Here is a 14,075-nt window from a genome sequence, read left to right as displayed (position 1 = left end):
GGCGGCTGTCACGCTGATCAGGTTGATCCGGCCGGTCGCTAGTTCGGCGTTGCAGCTCTACGCCGCCGTTTCCCCCGATGGCGATCGCCGGTTGCTGCTGCGTCCGGAGTTCGGTGCGATGTTCCTCGATGACCTGCTCAACGGCTCCCGCAAGCAGATGTCGGCGCCGTTCGCCGATATCGTGGTCTTCGCCCGGCACTGGGGTTTTCGCCTCGACGAGGTGAAGGTGCCAGTGCATTGGTGGCATGGCGATGCCGACCACATCATCCCGTTCGCCCACGGTCAGCATGTGGCGTCATTGTTGCCCGACGCGCACCTGTACCCGATTCCGGGCGAAAGCCATCTGGCCGGGCTGGGCCGCGCCGAGGAGATCCTGCGCACGCTGCTGGCGGTATGGGACCGCGAGGAGCAGACGTCGTCCGACGACTGAGGCCACAGGTAGCGTCGCGGCTCCCGGAATTTATCGGCCCTACGCTCTGAGTCACCGCTCTTTACCCTCGAGAATGCTGCCATGTGATCTCGTCGACGCAGAGAGGATTCCGGCATGACGAGACCGTTTCGATTCGGGGTCGTTGCCCCGCTCAGAACTGACGTGCCGACATGGCGAGATCGCGTGCGTCGCATCGCCGACAGCGGCTACTCGACGCTGCTGGTGCCCGATTTTCCGCAGATGCAACCAGCGCCCGGTCCCATGCTGGCCACCGTCGCGGCACTGACCGACCTGCGCGTGGGCACGTGGGTCTACGCCTCCCCGCTCCGACCGGCCTGGCTGACGGCGTGGGAAGCGCACTCGCTGTCACTGCTGACCGAGGGGCGCTTCGAGATGGGTATCGGGACCGGCAGGCCGGGAATCGAGGACGAGCTGCGCGACAAGGGGATGCCCGAGGTCCCGCCGCCGCACAAACGGCTGGCCCAGATACGCGAGACCGTCACGGCGCTGCGAGAACTCGACGGCCCGGACCTGCACACGCCCGTGGCGATGGCCGTATACGGTCCGAGGGCGCAGGCATTGGCGGCCGAGGTCGCGGACACTGTCACCTTCGTGCTCGGGGATCAGCCCCGCGGCGAAGTCACACGGCTGGCAAGCGATTTCCGCGCTGTCGCGGACGCCGAGCTCGCGCTCGCCGTGCCGGTTGTCGGTGATACGGTCGCGCCACACATGGCGCCCCCCAACACCGACACTGCTGCGCTTCGCGCGGCGGACGCGATGACCGTCCTTCCGGAGGACCCGGCGGCCGCCGCGGAGGAAATCCAGCGGCGACGCGAGGAGATCGGCTTCTCCTACTTCATCTTCGGCGCCGACGTCGCAGAGAGGTTCGCTCCCGTCGTCGCCGAACTCGCCGGACGGTAGTCGGGCGACTTCAGGTCAGGAATACGACGCGTCGGCAGTCGCGCGGCTCAGCAGCGTGCCGTCGTCGGCGGTCATGGTCGCCTCGAGGCTGACGATGCGGCGACCGACCTTCACCGGCGTGACGTCGACATTGATGTCGCTGCCATTCACCTCAGGTGAGCGGAAGAAGCCGATATTGAAATCGTCGAGGCGGTACTCCTGTCCCGGCGCGGTATGGGCCTGGGCCGCCAGCGAGCAGGCCTGGGCCGCGATCGTCGCGATCAGACCGCCGTGCATCGTGCCGAACGTGTTCCCCATCCACTCCGCCGTGGTCGACACGAAACGCACCGAATATCCGCGCCGGTCGCCGAGGCCGGAGCAGTCCACCACACGTGCATCGAGAAGTTCCACGATCGGGCCGGCCGCACGATCGCCGCGCGCGATCTGCGTGACGACGTCGATGCCAGCGAGCCCGGAGTCGGGAGTCGGGACGCGATCGAACCCTGTCTCATTGGTGGACAGCACATCCACGGACTCGGTCGAGATCGGATCGAACTGCGCGGCCCGGCCCACCCGAACACTGCGCGCTGTGCCGATGCAGCACAAGCCGCTCTGCTGCGCGCTGATTTCGACCGACGATGTCCCGCGGTCACCCTCGCGCTTGCGCAGCCTTGCCTGGCCAACGACGCGATCTCCCACCGCGACCTCGCCACACATGGAAACCGACAGCCGAGCCTGCAAAGACGCCGCCTCGGGCGACACCGCCCGATAGAACGGCATGCCGCAGACATGATCGAAGAGGAAGGCAAGCGCTGGCAGGTCGATACGACCGCGATGGTCGGCGAACCGTCCACTCATCCACTGCTCCGCGGAAATCACGTCCGCGTGCTCTACGACGTTGCCGACACCGAACACGTCGGACGGCCGAGCACCCACAACGACGTCGGATGCCTCGAACAGATCGGTCACTACGTCTTCCCTTCAGAACTCCATAGCATTGCCGCACGAGGATCACGCGACCACCCGCGGCACGGCCCATCGTCGCCCGTGAGGAGTCCCAAACGGAAATCGGTGCTCTACTTCATCAACACAACTCATCGGGGGCCGCCCACGACGGCTGGATGAAGACCCCCTCGGCTTCGACCGTCACACCCTCGGCGTCGGAGACGGTGGCGACCACGAACACCTTGCGGCGCTCTTCTCGATCGATTCGGGCCTCGAGACGCACCTTCCCCAGGGGCGTTCCGCGCAGGTAGCGCGTCGTGAGGGTGCCGGTGAAGATGACCCGCTGGGACGGGCCGCTGGCAGTCTCACCCATCAGGTGATCCAGGAGCATCGCGGTGACTCCGCCGTGCACCAACCCCGGCGGGCCCTCGTACGCGGCGCCGAGATTGACCTCGGCATGCACCAGGCCCGAGGGGTCGTGGACTGTCTGCAGCGGTGGCGCGACGGCGTTGCCGAGTCCGACAACCGCATTTCCCCAGTTCCACGCCCTCGACTCCGAGTTGAATCGGACGCCGGCCGGGCCCGGCAGCTGACTTGCTCGCAGCCGGTTGACCAGTTCCGCAACGCCCTCGCGGACAGCGTCAAGCTCCTCATTGTCGACGGTCGTGCGGATGGTGGCGTCGACCAAATCCCGGACAGCGTCGGCCAACGGCACGAGCGAGGCCTCGCGTCGATCGACATCGACTGTCGGGATGTTCTCGAGGACGAAACCTTCGGCACGCAGGGCCATGGAGTCCTGGAAGCCGCTGCCGGGTTCGGTCATGCTCATGTGCAGGACGCTAGACCGTGCGAGCTGGACCAAACCATCCGGGCGCTACGTCTGCTCGTCGAAAAGCGCGTCAAGCGCCTCGGCGGGCATGCCGAACCCGGTCAACCTGTTGAGCGGGATGGAAGCGATCATCCGCATCATGTCCACGCCGAAAGCATCACCGGTGGGGACCTCGGACATGCCGGCGAACAGTTCGCCGAGCGCGGCGGCGGTCTTCGGGTCGGCGAGGGCCTCGCCGAGGGTGGATTCGGCCGTGATCGGAACGTGGAAATCGTCGCCGGGGACGGTCACGTCGACAGAGGCACGTATGTCGCGACTGGACGAGCCGATGTCGACGCGATACGTGCCACCTTCGACGATCCACTGGTCGGTTCGAGTTTCCCAATAGGCCAAATCTTCTCGGAGTATGGCGACAGTGACGCGTCCGGATTGACCGGGGGCGAGCTCGCTGGTAGCGCCAAATCCCTTGAGTTCGCGCGGGGGTCGAACGATCGTGGAATCGGCTACCGACGTGTAGATCTGGACGACCTCTCGACCGGGGCGGCGACCGGTGTTGGTGATGTCGATCGAGATCCTCAGGCCGGATTCATCGACAACGACCGTCGGGTCGCCATAGGTGAAGCTGGTGTAGGACAAGCCGTGGCCGAATGGGAAGCAGACGTCCATATCGCGGGCGTCGTACCAGCGGTAGCCGACGTGGATCCCCTCGCCGTAGCGCACGTGCGAGTTCTCACCGTGGAAATCGAGGTAGGCGGGAGTGTCTGCGAGGCGGATCGGCACCGTCTCCGCCAGCCGACCGGAAGGGTTCACTACGCCGAAGATCACGTCGGCTATCGCGCCACCGCCGGCTTGCCCGGATAGTGCGGCATCGACGATCGCGGGAGCGAGATCCACCACCGGCCCCAGGCGAAGGACGCCCCCGTGGGCAAGTACCACAACCGTATGAGGTTGTGCGCGAACGACTTCAGTGAGCAGTTCGAGTTGATCGGCCGGCAGTTCGATGTCCTCACGATCGAATCCCTCGGACTCCTGGCTCGCGCCCAGGCCGAGGAAGACGACAGCGACCTGCGCAGCGGCCGCGGCGTGTACCGCTTCGGCACGCAGTTGCGCTGCATCACCACTCCCGTCGGTGGTGAAGCCGCGGGCATAACTCACCGGGCCTGCGGCGAGTGCCCGGATCTCGTCGAGCGGGATGTCGACGGCGGTCGGATTTACATGTGAACTGCCGCCACCCTGGAACCGGGGAGACTCGGCGAATTCACCTATGACGGCAAGGGATTGGCCAGGAGTCAGAGGAAGCACGTCGCCGCTATTGCGAAGCAAGACGACGCACCGCCCAGCCACCTCGCGGGCGAGCGCGTGATGCTCGGTCACGTCCGGTTTCACGCCAGACTGCGCGCGCCCGCGGGTCGCTTTCGCGGCAAGGTCGACGACGGCGGCCGCCGCACGATCGATCGCGGACTCGGCAATTTCGCCCGCTTCCAATGCATGCGCGACCGCGGCGTCACCGCGACCGCCATCGCCCGGCATCTGCAGATCCAACCCGGCGGCGACGGAGGCCGCCCTGTCCACGACCGCGCCCCAATCGCTCACAACGACACCGTCGAAGCCCCATTCCTCGCGCAGAACGCGGGTGAGCAGCCATTGGTTCTGCGCGGCGTGCACCCCGTTGATTCGGTTATAGGAGCACATGACCGTCCACGGACGCGCGGTCCGCACGATATGCGAGAAGGCTCGTAGGTAGATCTCGCGCAGTGGACGCGGATCGACATCGGAACTCGAACGCATCCGGTCGTGTTCAGAGTTGTTGGCCGCGAAGTGTTTCAGCGACGCACCGACTCCGGCGCTCTGCACACCGATGACCCAAGCCGCGCCCAGCTGACCGGTCAGAATCGGGTCCTCAGAGTAATACTCGAACGAACGACCGCCCCGCGGATCGCGTTTGATGTTGATGCCGGGTCCGAGAAGTACATCCACGTCGAGGGATCGGGCCTCGAATCCCAGCGCCTTCCCCACGCGCTGCACCAGTTCGGGATCCCAACTCTGCGCCAGACCTACCGCGGGCGGGAAACACGTGGCGGGCACGCTCTTCGACAACCCGAGGTGATCGGTCGCGCCCTGCTGACGGCGCACTCCGTGCGGGCCGTCGGTAAGGGTGAGCGAGGCGATAGTGCCTACTGCCTTTGTAGTCCAGAAGTCCGCCCCGCTGCCGAGTGCAATCTTGTCCTCTGTAGTCAGCCCGGCACCGTCGGCCTGTCCTGTCGCGGAGTTGCTCATCTGCGCTCCTCTCGGGACGACACCGTCCCCGGCCGAGTCTCAAAACCATATGCCGTCCGGTTTGGACGAGTGGCCGAACATCACGGTCGGCGGATGGTTCGACGAGACCGGTGTCACGAACGCAAACCGCCGCACACCTGCTGTTGACCGCAGACATATTTGCGTGTGCGGATCGCCAAAGGGTGTGCGGCGGGGTGCGGGTTCAATGGACCCGCTATTTCACTGGCATCCGACGCCGTTGCCGTCGCGGTCGAGGTCGAACGGGTCGGGCTGCCGGACCATAATCGGGCCATCCACGTAGTTCGGTCCGTTACCGGATCCGCCCTCGCAGTCGTAGTCACCGATCCCGTCCTGGAGGCATACGCCCGGGTACGACGGGTTGCAGTTCGACTGCGCGGCGGCGTCGCCCACCCCCGAAGTCAGGGTGAGTGCGGCACTCGCGCCGACAACAGCGACAACCGCGGCTAGAGCCCGCACCCTCATGCAATTTCCTCACTTCGAGAACCTTGGACGCGTCCGCGACCGATAGGCAGCGAAGAGTACACACCGAACCATGCGCGTCCATCAGGTGGGACCACCGTCGGCCGCGGACAGGCGCCGCAGCCGAATGTGCAACGCGATCACCCGCACGATCGCAACGGCCGCGATGATTGCGAGCACATCCCCCACCAAGATGGCGACATCACTGTCGTGCGTCGAGCCGATACTCGCGGCAATGAAGGCCGCGGCGAAGAAGCCCGTCGAAAGCCAGAGCCACAGTGCGCTCTGCCCGTAAGCCGCCAATACCCAGCGTGGAACCGCGGCGGACTGCTCCTCCGTCATCACACGTCTCCTCCAGATCGGATGTGGCAAAGAGTCCCGCGCGACGGGACCCGGTGCGCGCGGTGCGCAAACCAGGCCCGACCAATGCGACGGTCGAGCCTTACCTACGACGGTGTCACCAGACGATCCCCTGCGACAGGCACCCTTGGGTGGAACAAACTCAGCCCCGAGCGGGAGCAGCCCATCGAACCGCCGCACACCTTCCGTCGGCTCGCACACGCTCCAGGGTGCGGGAGCGTGTGCGGCGCGTCAGCAAGTGTGCGGCGGTTGACGATTAGATGGAGACGATGACCGAGGAGCCGTGGCCGAACAGGCCCTGGTTGGCGGTGATGCCGACGCGGGCGCCTTCGACCTGGCGGCCCTCGGCCTGGCCACGCAGCTGCCAGGTCAGTTCGCATACCTGGGCGAGTGCTTGGGCGGGGACGGCTTCACCGAAGCAGGCGAGTCCACCGGAGGGGTTGACCGGGATCCGGCCCCCGATGGTGGTGTCTCCCGCGCGCAGGAGGTGTTCGGCGGTGCCGCGCTCGCACAGCGACAGGTCTTCCATCCAGTCGAGTTCGAGCGCGGTCGACAGGTCATACACCTCGGCGACACTGACATCGGAGGGGGCGATGCCGGCCTCCTCGTAGGCGGCATCCCCGATCGATTGTTTGAACGTGCGCGCCGGTGCCGGTACCGCCGCGGAGGAGTCGGTGGAGAAGTTCGGCATGTCCATCACGGTCTGCGGGAACGTCGGGGTGACCGTGGAGATGGCGTTGATCCGCACCGGGTTCGCGATGCCGTGCTTACGGGCGTACTCCATCGAGGTCAAGACGATCGCGGCGCCACCGTCGGAGGTGGCGCAAATATCGAGCAGGTGCAGCGGGTCCGACACCACCGCGGAATTCAACACATCCGCGGCGGTGACTTCCTTGCGGTACCGGGCATACGGGTTGTTCAACCCGTGCCGGGCGTTTTTCACCTTCACCGCGGCGAAGTCCTCGCTCGTGGCGCCGTACAAATCGATGCGGCGCCGCGCGTAGAGCGCGAAGTAGCCGGGGTTGGTCATCCCCATCAGCCGGAACCGCAACCAGTCCGGGTCATCCCACCGCTCACCGGCGTTGGGGGCCAAAAACCCCTTCGGGGTGGTGTCGGCACCGACCACCACCGCAACCTGCGACAGGCCGGCCAGGATCCGGGCCCGCGCGGTGTCCAACGCTTGCGCGCCGGTCGCGCACGCGGCATACGAGGTGGCCACGCGGGCACCGTTCCAACCCAACGCTTGGGCGAAGGTGGCGCCGGCGACATACCCGCCGTACCCGTTGCGCACCGTCTCCCCGCCCACGATCAGGTCGACGTCGTTCCAGGCGATCCCGGAATCGGCGAGGGCGGCGCGCGCGGCGGCGACACCGTAGTTGACGAAGGGTTGTCCCCATTTGCCCCAGGCGTGCATGCCCACGCCGGCGATCGCGACATCGTGGTTGCTCACGCGCCTGCTCCGTTCGACTCGGTGGTGGTGGGTTTCCAGCGCCAGATCGTTTTCACACCGGTCTCGTCGGTGTAGAGCGGTTCCACGACCAGTTCGACCTCGCTACCCACCTTCAGATCCGCGACGCCGTAGCCGTCGGCGACCTGACCCAACACCACGATCCCCTCGGGGAGTTCGACCGCGGCCAACGCGAACGGCACATACGGGTCGGTGTTGGGGATGTAGGGCGCGGGGGGCTGGTACTGGGCATCGGTGTAGGACCACACCGTCCCGGTGCGGGAAAGCTCCACATCGGTGAACTCGTCACCGGTGCAGCTGGGGTTCTTGCAGAAAGTCGTCTCACGCGGGAACGAGATCGTCCCGCACGACTGGCAGGACGTGCCGATCAGGGCCGGTGCCGGACCGGTGGTGAACCAGCCCTCAATGGCCGGTGTCGCGGTGTCGCTCATGCAAACCTCGTCTGTCGGGTCCGTCCGGCGGCGAAACCCGCCGAGACCAAAATGAAACGTGTTCTAGTATGGCACGCCATCCGTGGTTTGTGATCCCCGCTGGGGGCCACCTGCCTTTACTCCGCCGGGACCGCGCGCAGGGCCAGCACCGTTGCCCCGGTCAGCGTGATTTCGGCGCCCGGCGGCAGTGCCGTCCGGTCGCTCGGCGTGCCGTCCGGGGCGGACGAATCGAACACCGGTTCCAACGTTCCGTCGAACCACTCGGGCGCGCCGAGCACGAACGGCGCCGGGGGACCGGAGTGCAGGACGATGCACCACCCGGTGTCCGCGAGTGGCCCGCTGGCAGCCGAGTGCGAGCGCACGTCGGAGCCGTCGATCCACATCTGCAGGGTGCGGCGACCATCGTCGTTCCAGGCGCCCTCGTCGAGTTCGGTCCCGTCGCCGCCGAACCACACCAGATCGGCATGCCCGGACTCGGTCTCGCGTCCCTCGAAGAATTCGGGCTGTCGCAATGCCGGGGCGGCCCGGCGCAGCGCGGTCAACGCGGACACGTACGCCGTCAACTGGGGGTCGGCCTTCGCCCAATGCACCGCCCACGACCGGGACGCGGGCTTGTCGACCGGCACGCAATAGGCGTTGTTGTTGCCCCTCTGGGTATGGCCGAGCTCGTCGCCCCCGAGCAGCATCGGCGTGCCCGTCGAAAGCAGCAATGTGGCGAGGAGTGCCCGCATGTGCCGAGCGCGAGCCTCCAGGATTTCGGGGTCACCGGTGGAACCCTCGTGGCCGTGGTTCACCGACAGGTTGTTGTTCGCACCGTCGCGGTTGTCCTCGCCGTTCGCCCGATTGTGCTTGTGCGAGTAGGAGACCAGATCGCGCAGTGTGAACCCGTCGTGCGCGGTGATGAAGTTGACCGACGTCCACGCCCGGCGCTTGTGGCCGACGACATCCGCGGAACCCGCCAGGCGCGAAGCGATTTCACGCACCCCGTGGTGTCCTTGCCAGAACCGGCGAGCGTCGTCGCGGAATCGGTCGTTCCATTCGGACCACGCCTGCGGGAACGCGCCCAGCTCGTAACCGCGCGCGGTGGCATCCCACGGCTCGGCAATGAGCTTGCAGCGCCGCAGGACTGGGTCCGCGGTGATGACGCTCAGCAGCGGCGCCCGATAGTCGAACGTCGCACCGCCGTCGCGGCCCAACACCGTGGCGAGGTCGAATCGAAAACCGTCGACGCCGAGCACTTCGACCCAGTAGCGCAGGCTGTCGCAGATCATCCGCACAGTCGCGGGTGCGTAGGCGTTGACCGTGTTGCCGCAGCCCGTCAGATCGATGTCCCACCCATTCGGAGCCAACTGGTAGTAGCCGGGGGCGTCGAGCCCACGCCAGGACAGCGTCGGGCCGCCGACGCCCGTCTCGCAGGTGTGGTTGTAGACGACGTCGAGGAGCACCTCGATTCCGGCGGCGTGCATGCGGTCGGTCATCTCCCGGAATTCCTCGACCTCGCGGCCCGGCACGCTGGCATACCCCGGGTGCGGCGCGAAGTACGCGGCGGTCGAATAGCCCCAGTGGTTCCGCATGCCGCGGTCACGCACAGATGCCTCGGTCAGAAACGCTTGCACCGGAAGCAGTTCCACGGCCGTCACACCGAGCGCGTTGAGGTGGTCGAGGACCGCGTCCGACGCGAGACCGAGATAGGTGCCACGCCGCTTTCGCGGCACGTCCGGGTGACGCGCGGTGTACGAACCGACGTGCACCTCGAGGATGACGGTTTCCTCCCACGCGGTCTCGAGACGCTGGGACGTCGCCACGGGGAGTTCGGGGGTCACCACCGAGAGCGGCACGTGCCCGAACGAGTCTCGCGTCGACGGCCCGCCGAACGGCCCGTCGTCGTGCGCGAACAGGGCATAGACGTCGCCCAGCTCGCCCACGAGCCGGCGGGTCGACGGGTCGATCAGCAGCTTTTGCGGGTTGAAACGCAGCCCGTTCCGCGGGTCCCACGGCCCGTGTGCCCGGTAGCCGTAGCGCTGACCGGCCGGTACGCCATCGATCACTCCGTGCCATATCCCGGCGGTCAAATGCGGTAGGTCCAGACGCTGCTCGTGGCCGTCGTCACCGATGAGGCACACCTGTACGCGCTCGGCCTGCGGCGCGTGCACGGCGAACTGCACGCCCGTCGCGACAACCGTTGCGCCGAGCGGAAATGGCGAACCCGGGATCGGATTCAACGTGGGAACCGACACGTCCGACACAACTATCGATCCTGCCGTGAAACGCTCGGGCGTGTGCGCAAAGATGAACGAGTGTCAGAACCCGACCCGGACTTGCTCATCGATTTCACCGACGTTCTGATCCGGCGATCGGGGAACGTTCTCGTCGGTCCCGTGACGTGGCAGGTCGAACTCGACGAAAAATGGGTCATCCTGGGTCCCAACGGCGCGGGCAAGACGTCGCTGCTGCGGATCGCGGCCGCCCAGGAGCATCCGACCTCCGGCACCGCGCACATCCTCGGCGAGGTCATGGGCCGCGTCGACGTGAGTGAACTGCGCCCACGCATCGGGTTGTCGTCCGCGGCGCTCGCCGGCCGGGTCCCGCCGGACGAGAAGGTCCGCGACCTGGTGGTGTCCGCCGGTTACGGCGTACTGGGCCGGTGGCGTGAACGCTACGAGGACATGGATACCGACCGCGCTGCCGACCTGCTCGAGAGCGTCGGCATCGAGCACCTCGCGGACCGAACCTTCGGCACGCTGTCCGAGGGCGAGCGCAAGCGCGTGCTCATCGCGCGGGCGTTGATGGCCGATCCCGAGCTGCTGCTGCTCGACGAGCCCGCCGCGGGTCTCGACCTCGGCGGGCGCGAGGAACTTGTCTCGCGGCTCACCGATTTCGCACAGGACCCCGCCTCGCCCGCGACGGTGCTCGTCACCCACCACGTCGAGGAAATCCCAATCGGGTTCACGCACGCCATGCTCCTCAAAGACGGCGAGGTCGTCGCGCAGGGCCTACTTGACGACGTGCTGAACGAGGACAACCTGAGCCGCGCGTTCAGCCAGTCGATCACGCTTGAACGCGCCGACGGCCGGTACTTCGCGCGGCGGACACGACGGCCCGGACGACACCGCACCCGCTGACCGTGATTCGTGCGCGGCAGGGCTGGGGTGCATTGCCCGGCCCCGGGCTAGGGTGCGTGAATGAGCGATTCCGTTCCGCAACCCACCGGCGCACCCATCAAGGACGCATCCACCGTGATGCTCGTCCGTGACACCGACACCGGTGTCGAGATCTTCCTCGTGCGCCGCGCCAAGTCGATGGCATTCGCCGCCGGCGTGACGGTGTTCCCGGGTGGCGGAGTGGATCCCACGGATGCCGACGCCGAGTTGGACTGGGCGGGCCCGTCGCCGGCTTGGTGGGGCGAGCGGTTCGGCGTCGATGCCAAGCGGGCACAGGCGCTGGTGTGCGCCGCGGTGCGGGAGACGTTCGAGGAGTGCGGCGTCCTGCTTGCCGGGCCGACCGCGGACACCGTTGTCGCGGACACCGCCGGTTACCACGAGGCACGCGGCCAGCTCGAACGTCGCGAATTGAGCCTCAGCGACTTCCTGACCAGGGAAAAGCTGGTGCTGCGCAGCGACCTGCTGCGCCCGTGGGCGCGCTGGATCACGCCGGTGATCGAAACCCGTCGATACGACACGAACTTCTTCGTCGCCCTGCTGCCCGAGGGACAGATCCCCGATGGCGCGACCACAGAGGCCGCCGAGGTGATGTGGCGGACCCCGCAGGCCGGAATCCAGGATTGGGTCGACGGCGACACCATGCTCATGCCGCCGACCTTCACCCAGCTCCACTCGTTGTCGCAGTTCGCGAACACCACCGGGATCCTTGCCGCCGAGCCGACGATCCAGACGATCGAGCCGACGCTCGACACGTCCGGCCCGAAGTGGCGGCTGTCGTTCCCGGGCGAGGAGAACTACTACGCGGCGGGGGACTTGCCGCAGATCAGCCGCTAAGCCTCGCGTAACGTCGCGCGGCATGGCTGAATTCGTCACGCTCGAGGTCTCCGACGGCATCGGCACGATCCGGCTCAACCGTCCACCGGTGAACGCGCTCGATCAGCAGACCCGGCGCGAGCTCACCGCGGCCGCCCGCGAAGCCGCCGAGCATCCCGAGGTCCGTGCGGTCATCGTGTACGGCGGCGAGAAGGTGTTCGCCGCGGGTGATGACGTGGCCGAGCTGGCCGAACTGAGTGTCGATCAGCTTCGCGCGATGACGGCGGATATCCAGGAAGCGCTCGGGGCAATGGCCTCGATCCCGCAGCCGACGGTGGCTGCGATCAGCGGTTATGCGCTCGGGGGCGGGCTCGAGATCGCGCTCGGTGCGGACCGGCGGATCATCGGTGACAACGTCAAACTCGGCCTGCCCGAGATCCTGCTCGGCCTCATCCCGGTCGGCGGTGGAACCGCGCGGCTGGCGCGGCTGATCGGGCCGAGCCGGGCGAAGGACCTGATCTACACCGGTCGCTTCGTCGAGCCGGACGAGGCGAAGGAAATCGGGCTGGTCGACGAGGTGGTCGCACCCGACGAGGTCTACAACGTTGCGCTTGCGTGGGCGCGGCAGTTCGTCAACGGTCCGGCGCGGGCGCTGGCCGCGGCGAAAGCGGCGATCGACGCCGGAGTGGCGGACGGCCTGGAGGCCGGACTCGCCGCCGAGCGTGAGCTGATCGGCGAGGTGTTCGATACCGCGGATCGGGTCGCCGGCGTGCAGTCATTCCTCGACAACGGCCCGGGCCAGGCCCAGTTCAGCGGCACATAAGCGCACCACGTTGCCCGCCGATCGATGCCACGCGTGGCAGCCGAAAACACCGCCTACCAGCGGTGTGAGCACCGCAACGGGGAGCAAAATGAGAACTCGTTCGCAAACGGTAGGCTGCCCTGCATGACTGCTAGCCCGAACGAGCCCTCCGGCCGACCGACGACCGCCTCGGATTCCGATCCGGTGCCGAACCCGCACGCCACCGAGGAGCAGGTTCAGGCCGCGCTGAAGGACACCAAGCTTGCCCAGGTGCTCTACCACGACTGGGAAGCGGAGACCTACGACGACAAATGGTCGATCTCCTACGACGAGCGCTGCATCGACTACGCGCGGGGACGGTTCGACGCGGTCGCGGGTGAGCAGAACCTGCCGTACGAGCGGGCCCTCGAACTGGGCTGCGGTACCGGATTCTTCCTGCTCAACCTGATGCAGGGCGGCGTCGCGAAGACCGGTTCGGTCACCGATCTCTCGCCGGGCATGGTCAAGGTCGCGCTGCGCAATGCAGAGAACCTGAAGCTCCCCGTCGATGGCCGCGTCGCGGACGCCGAGACCATCCCGTACGAGGACAACACCTTCGACCTCGTCGTCGGGCACGCGGTCCTGCACCACATCCCCGACGTCGAGCAGGCGCTGCGTGAATGCCTGCGCGTGCTGAAGCCGGGCGGACGCTTCGTCTTCGCTGGCGAGCCGACGACGGTGGGCAACTTCTACGCGCGCTGGCTCGGCCGCGCGACGTGGGCTGCCACCACGAACGTCACCCGGCTGCCGTTCCTGAGCGGCTGGCGCCGGCCGCAGGGCGAGCTCGACGAGTCGTCGCGGGCCGCGGCACTGGAGGCCGTCGTCGACCTGCACACCTTCGATCCCTCCGACCTCGAGCAGACGGCGCGCAACGCTGGCGCCGTCGAGGTCCAGGCCAAGACCGAAGAGTTCGCCGCCGCGCTGTGGGGCTGGCCGGTGCGAACCTTCGAGGCCGCTGTTCCGGATGAGAAGCTCACCATCGGCTACCGCATGGCCCAGTACCGCGCGTGGCTCGGCCTGAGCTGGCTCGACGAAAACGTCCTGCGCCACGTTGTGCCGCGTTCGCTGTTCTACAACGCGATGATTACGGGTGTGAAGCCCCCCCAGGGGCGGAGCCTGCGCAGCGACCACCAGCACTGA

The 14,075-nt window shown here is 67.1% G+C and carries 14 protein-coding genes; 6 read left to right on the top strand and 8 right to left on the bottom strand.

All coding sequences use genetic code 11. The features are described 5' to 3' along the window. Both A8G08_RS23130 and A8G08_RS23125 read left to right on the top strand, forming a co-directional pair. A partial coding sequence (locus A8G08_RS23130) for an alpha/beta fold hydrolase (RefSeq protein ID WP_222844291.1) occupies positions 1-430 on the top strand: 430 nt, incomplete at its 5' end. A 114-nt stretch (positions 431-544) separates the two neighbouring features. Next, positions 545-1,351 carry an LLM class flavin-dependent oxidoreductase gene (locus tag A8G08_RS23125; RefSeq protein WP_068279365.1) on the top strand — a complete coding sequence of 269 codons (807 nt, stop codon included), beginning with the start codon at positions 545-547 and terminating at the stop codon, positions 1,349-1,351. Positions 1,352-1,366: 15 nt separating this feature from the next. Here A8G08_RS23125 and A8G08_RS23120 read toward each other — a convergent pair whose 3' ends face one another. The 8 genes from A8G08_RS23120 to glgX form a co-directional block, all read right to left on the bottom strand. Next, the gene (locus A8G08_RS23120) at positions 1,367-2,299 is read right to left on the bottom strand and encodes a PaaI family thioesterase (protein ID WP_068279362.1); all 933 of its coding nucleotides are present in this window, start codon (positions 2,297-2,299) and stop codon (positions 1,367-1,369) included. Between the two features lie 115 nt (positions 2,300-2,414). After that, on the bottom strand, positions 2,415-3,104 hold the full coding sequence (locus A8G08_RS23115; RefSeq protein ID WP_245672964.1) for a PaaI family thioesterase: 690 nt from the start codon (positions 3,102-3,104) through the stop codon (positions 2,415-2,417). A 45-nt stretch (positions 3,105-3,149) separates the two neighbouring features. After that, positions 3,150-5,381, bottom strand: a complete 2,232-nt coding sequence (locus A8G08_RS23110) for a glycoside hydrolase family 3 C-terminal domain-containing protein (protein WP_068279359.1) — start codon at positions 5,379-5,381, stop codon at positions 3,150-3,152. Positions 5,382-5,600: 219 nt separating this feature from the next. Next, the gene (locus tag A8G08_RS23105) at positions 5,601-5,864 is read right to left on the bottom strand and encodes a hypothetical protein (protein ID WP_068279357.1); all 264 of its coding nucleotides are present in this window, start codon (positions 5,862-5,864) and stop codon (positions 5,601-5,603) included. An 81-nt stretch (positions 5,865-5,945) separates the two neighbouring features. Then, positions 5,946-6,203 (bottom strand): hypothetical protein, encoded by a 258-nt coding sequence (locus A8G08_RS23100; RefSeq protein ID WP_068279354.1) that lies wholly within the window; start codon positions 6,201-6,203, stop codon positions 5,946-5,948. A 274-nt stretch (positions 6,204-6,477) separates the two neighbouring features. Continuing rightward, positions 6,478-7,671 (bottom strand): lipid-transfer protein, encoded by a 1,194-nt coding sequence (locus A8G08_RS23095; RefSeq protein WP_084436762.1) that lies wholly within the window; start codon positions 7,669-7,671, stop codon positions 6,478-6,480. Continuing rightward, the gene (locus A8G08_RS23090) at positions 7,668-8,120 is read right to left on the bottom strand and encodes a Zn-ribbon domain-containing OB-fold protein (RefSeq protein ID WP_068279351.1); all 453 of its coding nucleotides are present in this window, start codon (positions 8,118-8,120) and stop codon (positions 7,668-7,670) included. Before A8G08_RS23090 ends, A8G08_RS23095 begins: the two co-directional genes overlap by 4 nt. Positions 8,121-8,236: 116 nt before the next feature. Then, positions 8,237-10,366 carry a glycogen debranching protein GlgX gene (gene glgX / locus A8G08_RS23085; protein ID WP_245672963.1) on the bottom strand — a complete coding sequence of 710 codons (2,130 nt, stop codon included), beginning with the start codon at positions 10,364-10,366 and terminating at the stop codon, positions 8,237-8,239. A 51-nt stretch (positions 10,367-10,417) separates the two neighbouring features. Between glgX and A8G08_RS23080 the strand changes: the two genes are divergently transcribed. From A8G08_RS23080 to A8G08_RS23065, 4 genes are all read left to right on the top strand, one after another. Then, complete coding sequence (locus tag A8G08_RS23080; protein ID WP_068279384.1) at positions 10,418-11,242, top strand: ABC transporter ATP-binding protein; 825 nt, start codon at positions 10,418-10,420, stop codon at positions 11,240-11,242. A gap of 60 nt (positions 11,243-11,302) precedes the next feature. After that, positions 11,303-12,115 (top strand): NUDIX hydrolase, encoded by an 813-nt coding sequence (locus A8G08_RS23075; protein WP_068279344.1) that lies wholly within the window; start codon positions 11,303-11,305, stop codon positions 12,113-12,115. Between the two features lie 22 nt (positions 12,116-12,137). Continuing rightward, positions 12,138-12,917 (top strand): enoyl-CoA hydratase/isomerase family protein, encoded by a 780-nt coding sequence (locus A8G08_RS23070; protein WP_068279341.1) that lies wholly within the window; start codon positions 12,138-12,140, stop codon positions 12,915-12,917. A gap of 123 nt (positions 12,918-13,040) precedes the next feature. Continuing rightward, entirely contained in the window at positions 13,041-14,075 is a 1,035-nt protein-coding gene (locus A8G08_RS23065) for a class I SAM-dependent methyltransferase (protein WP_068279381.1), read from the top strand.

This window comes from Aldersonia kunmingensis, assembly GCF_001646865.1.
Lineage (GTDB): Bacteria > Actinomycetota > Actinomycetes > Mycobacteriales > Mycobacteriaceae > Aldersonia > Aldersonia kunmingensis.
Note: the sequence above shows the minus strand (reverse complement) of the source record. Positions and strands in the feature narration are given on the sequence as shown.

Coding starts and splice junctions, on each gene's coding strand:
- A8G08_RS23125 (WP_068279365.1), top strand. CDS start 545: ATGACGAGACCGTTTCGATTCGGGGTCGTTGCCCCGCTCAGAACTGAC.
- A8G08_RS23115 (WP_245672964.1), bottom strand. CDS start 3,104: ATGAGCATGACCGAACCCGGCAGCGGCTTCCAGGACTCCATGGCCCTG.
- A8G08_RS23110 (WP_068279359.1), bottom strand. CDS start 5,381: ATGAGCAACTCCGCGACAGGACAGGCCGACGGTGCCGGGCTGACTACA.
- A8G08_RS23105 (WP_068279357.1), bottom strand. CDS start 5,864: ATGAGGGTGCGGGCTCTAGCCGCGGTTGTCGCTGTTGTCGGCGCGAGT.
- A8G08_RS23100 (WP_068279354.1), bottom strand. CDS start 6,203: ATGACGGAGGAGCAGTCCGCCGCGGTTCCACGCTGGGTATTGGCGGCT.
- A8G08_RS23090 (WP_068279351.1), bottom strand. CDS start 8,120: ATGAGCGACACCGCGACACCGGCCATTGAGGGCTGGTTCACCACCGGT.
- A8G08_RS23075 (WP_068279344.1), top strand. CDS start 11,303: ATGAGCGATTCCGTTCCGCAACCCACCGGCGCACCCATCAAGGACGCA.
- A8G08_RS23070 (WP_068279341.1), top strand. CDS start 12,138: ATGGCTGAATTCGTCACGCTCGAGGTCTCCGACGGCATCGGCACGATC.
- A8G08_RS23065 (WP_068279381.1), top strand. CDS start 13,041: ATGACTGCTAGCCCGAACGAGCCCTCCGGCCGACCGACGACCGCCTCG.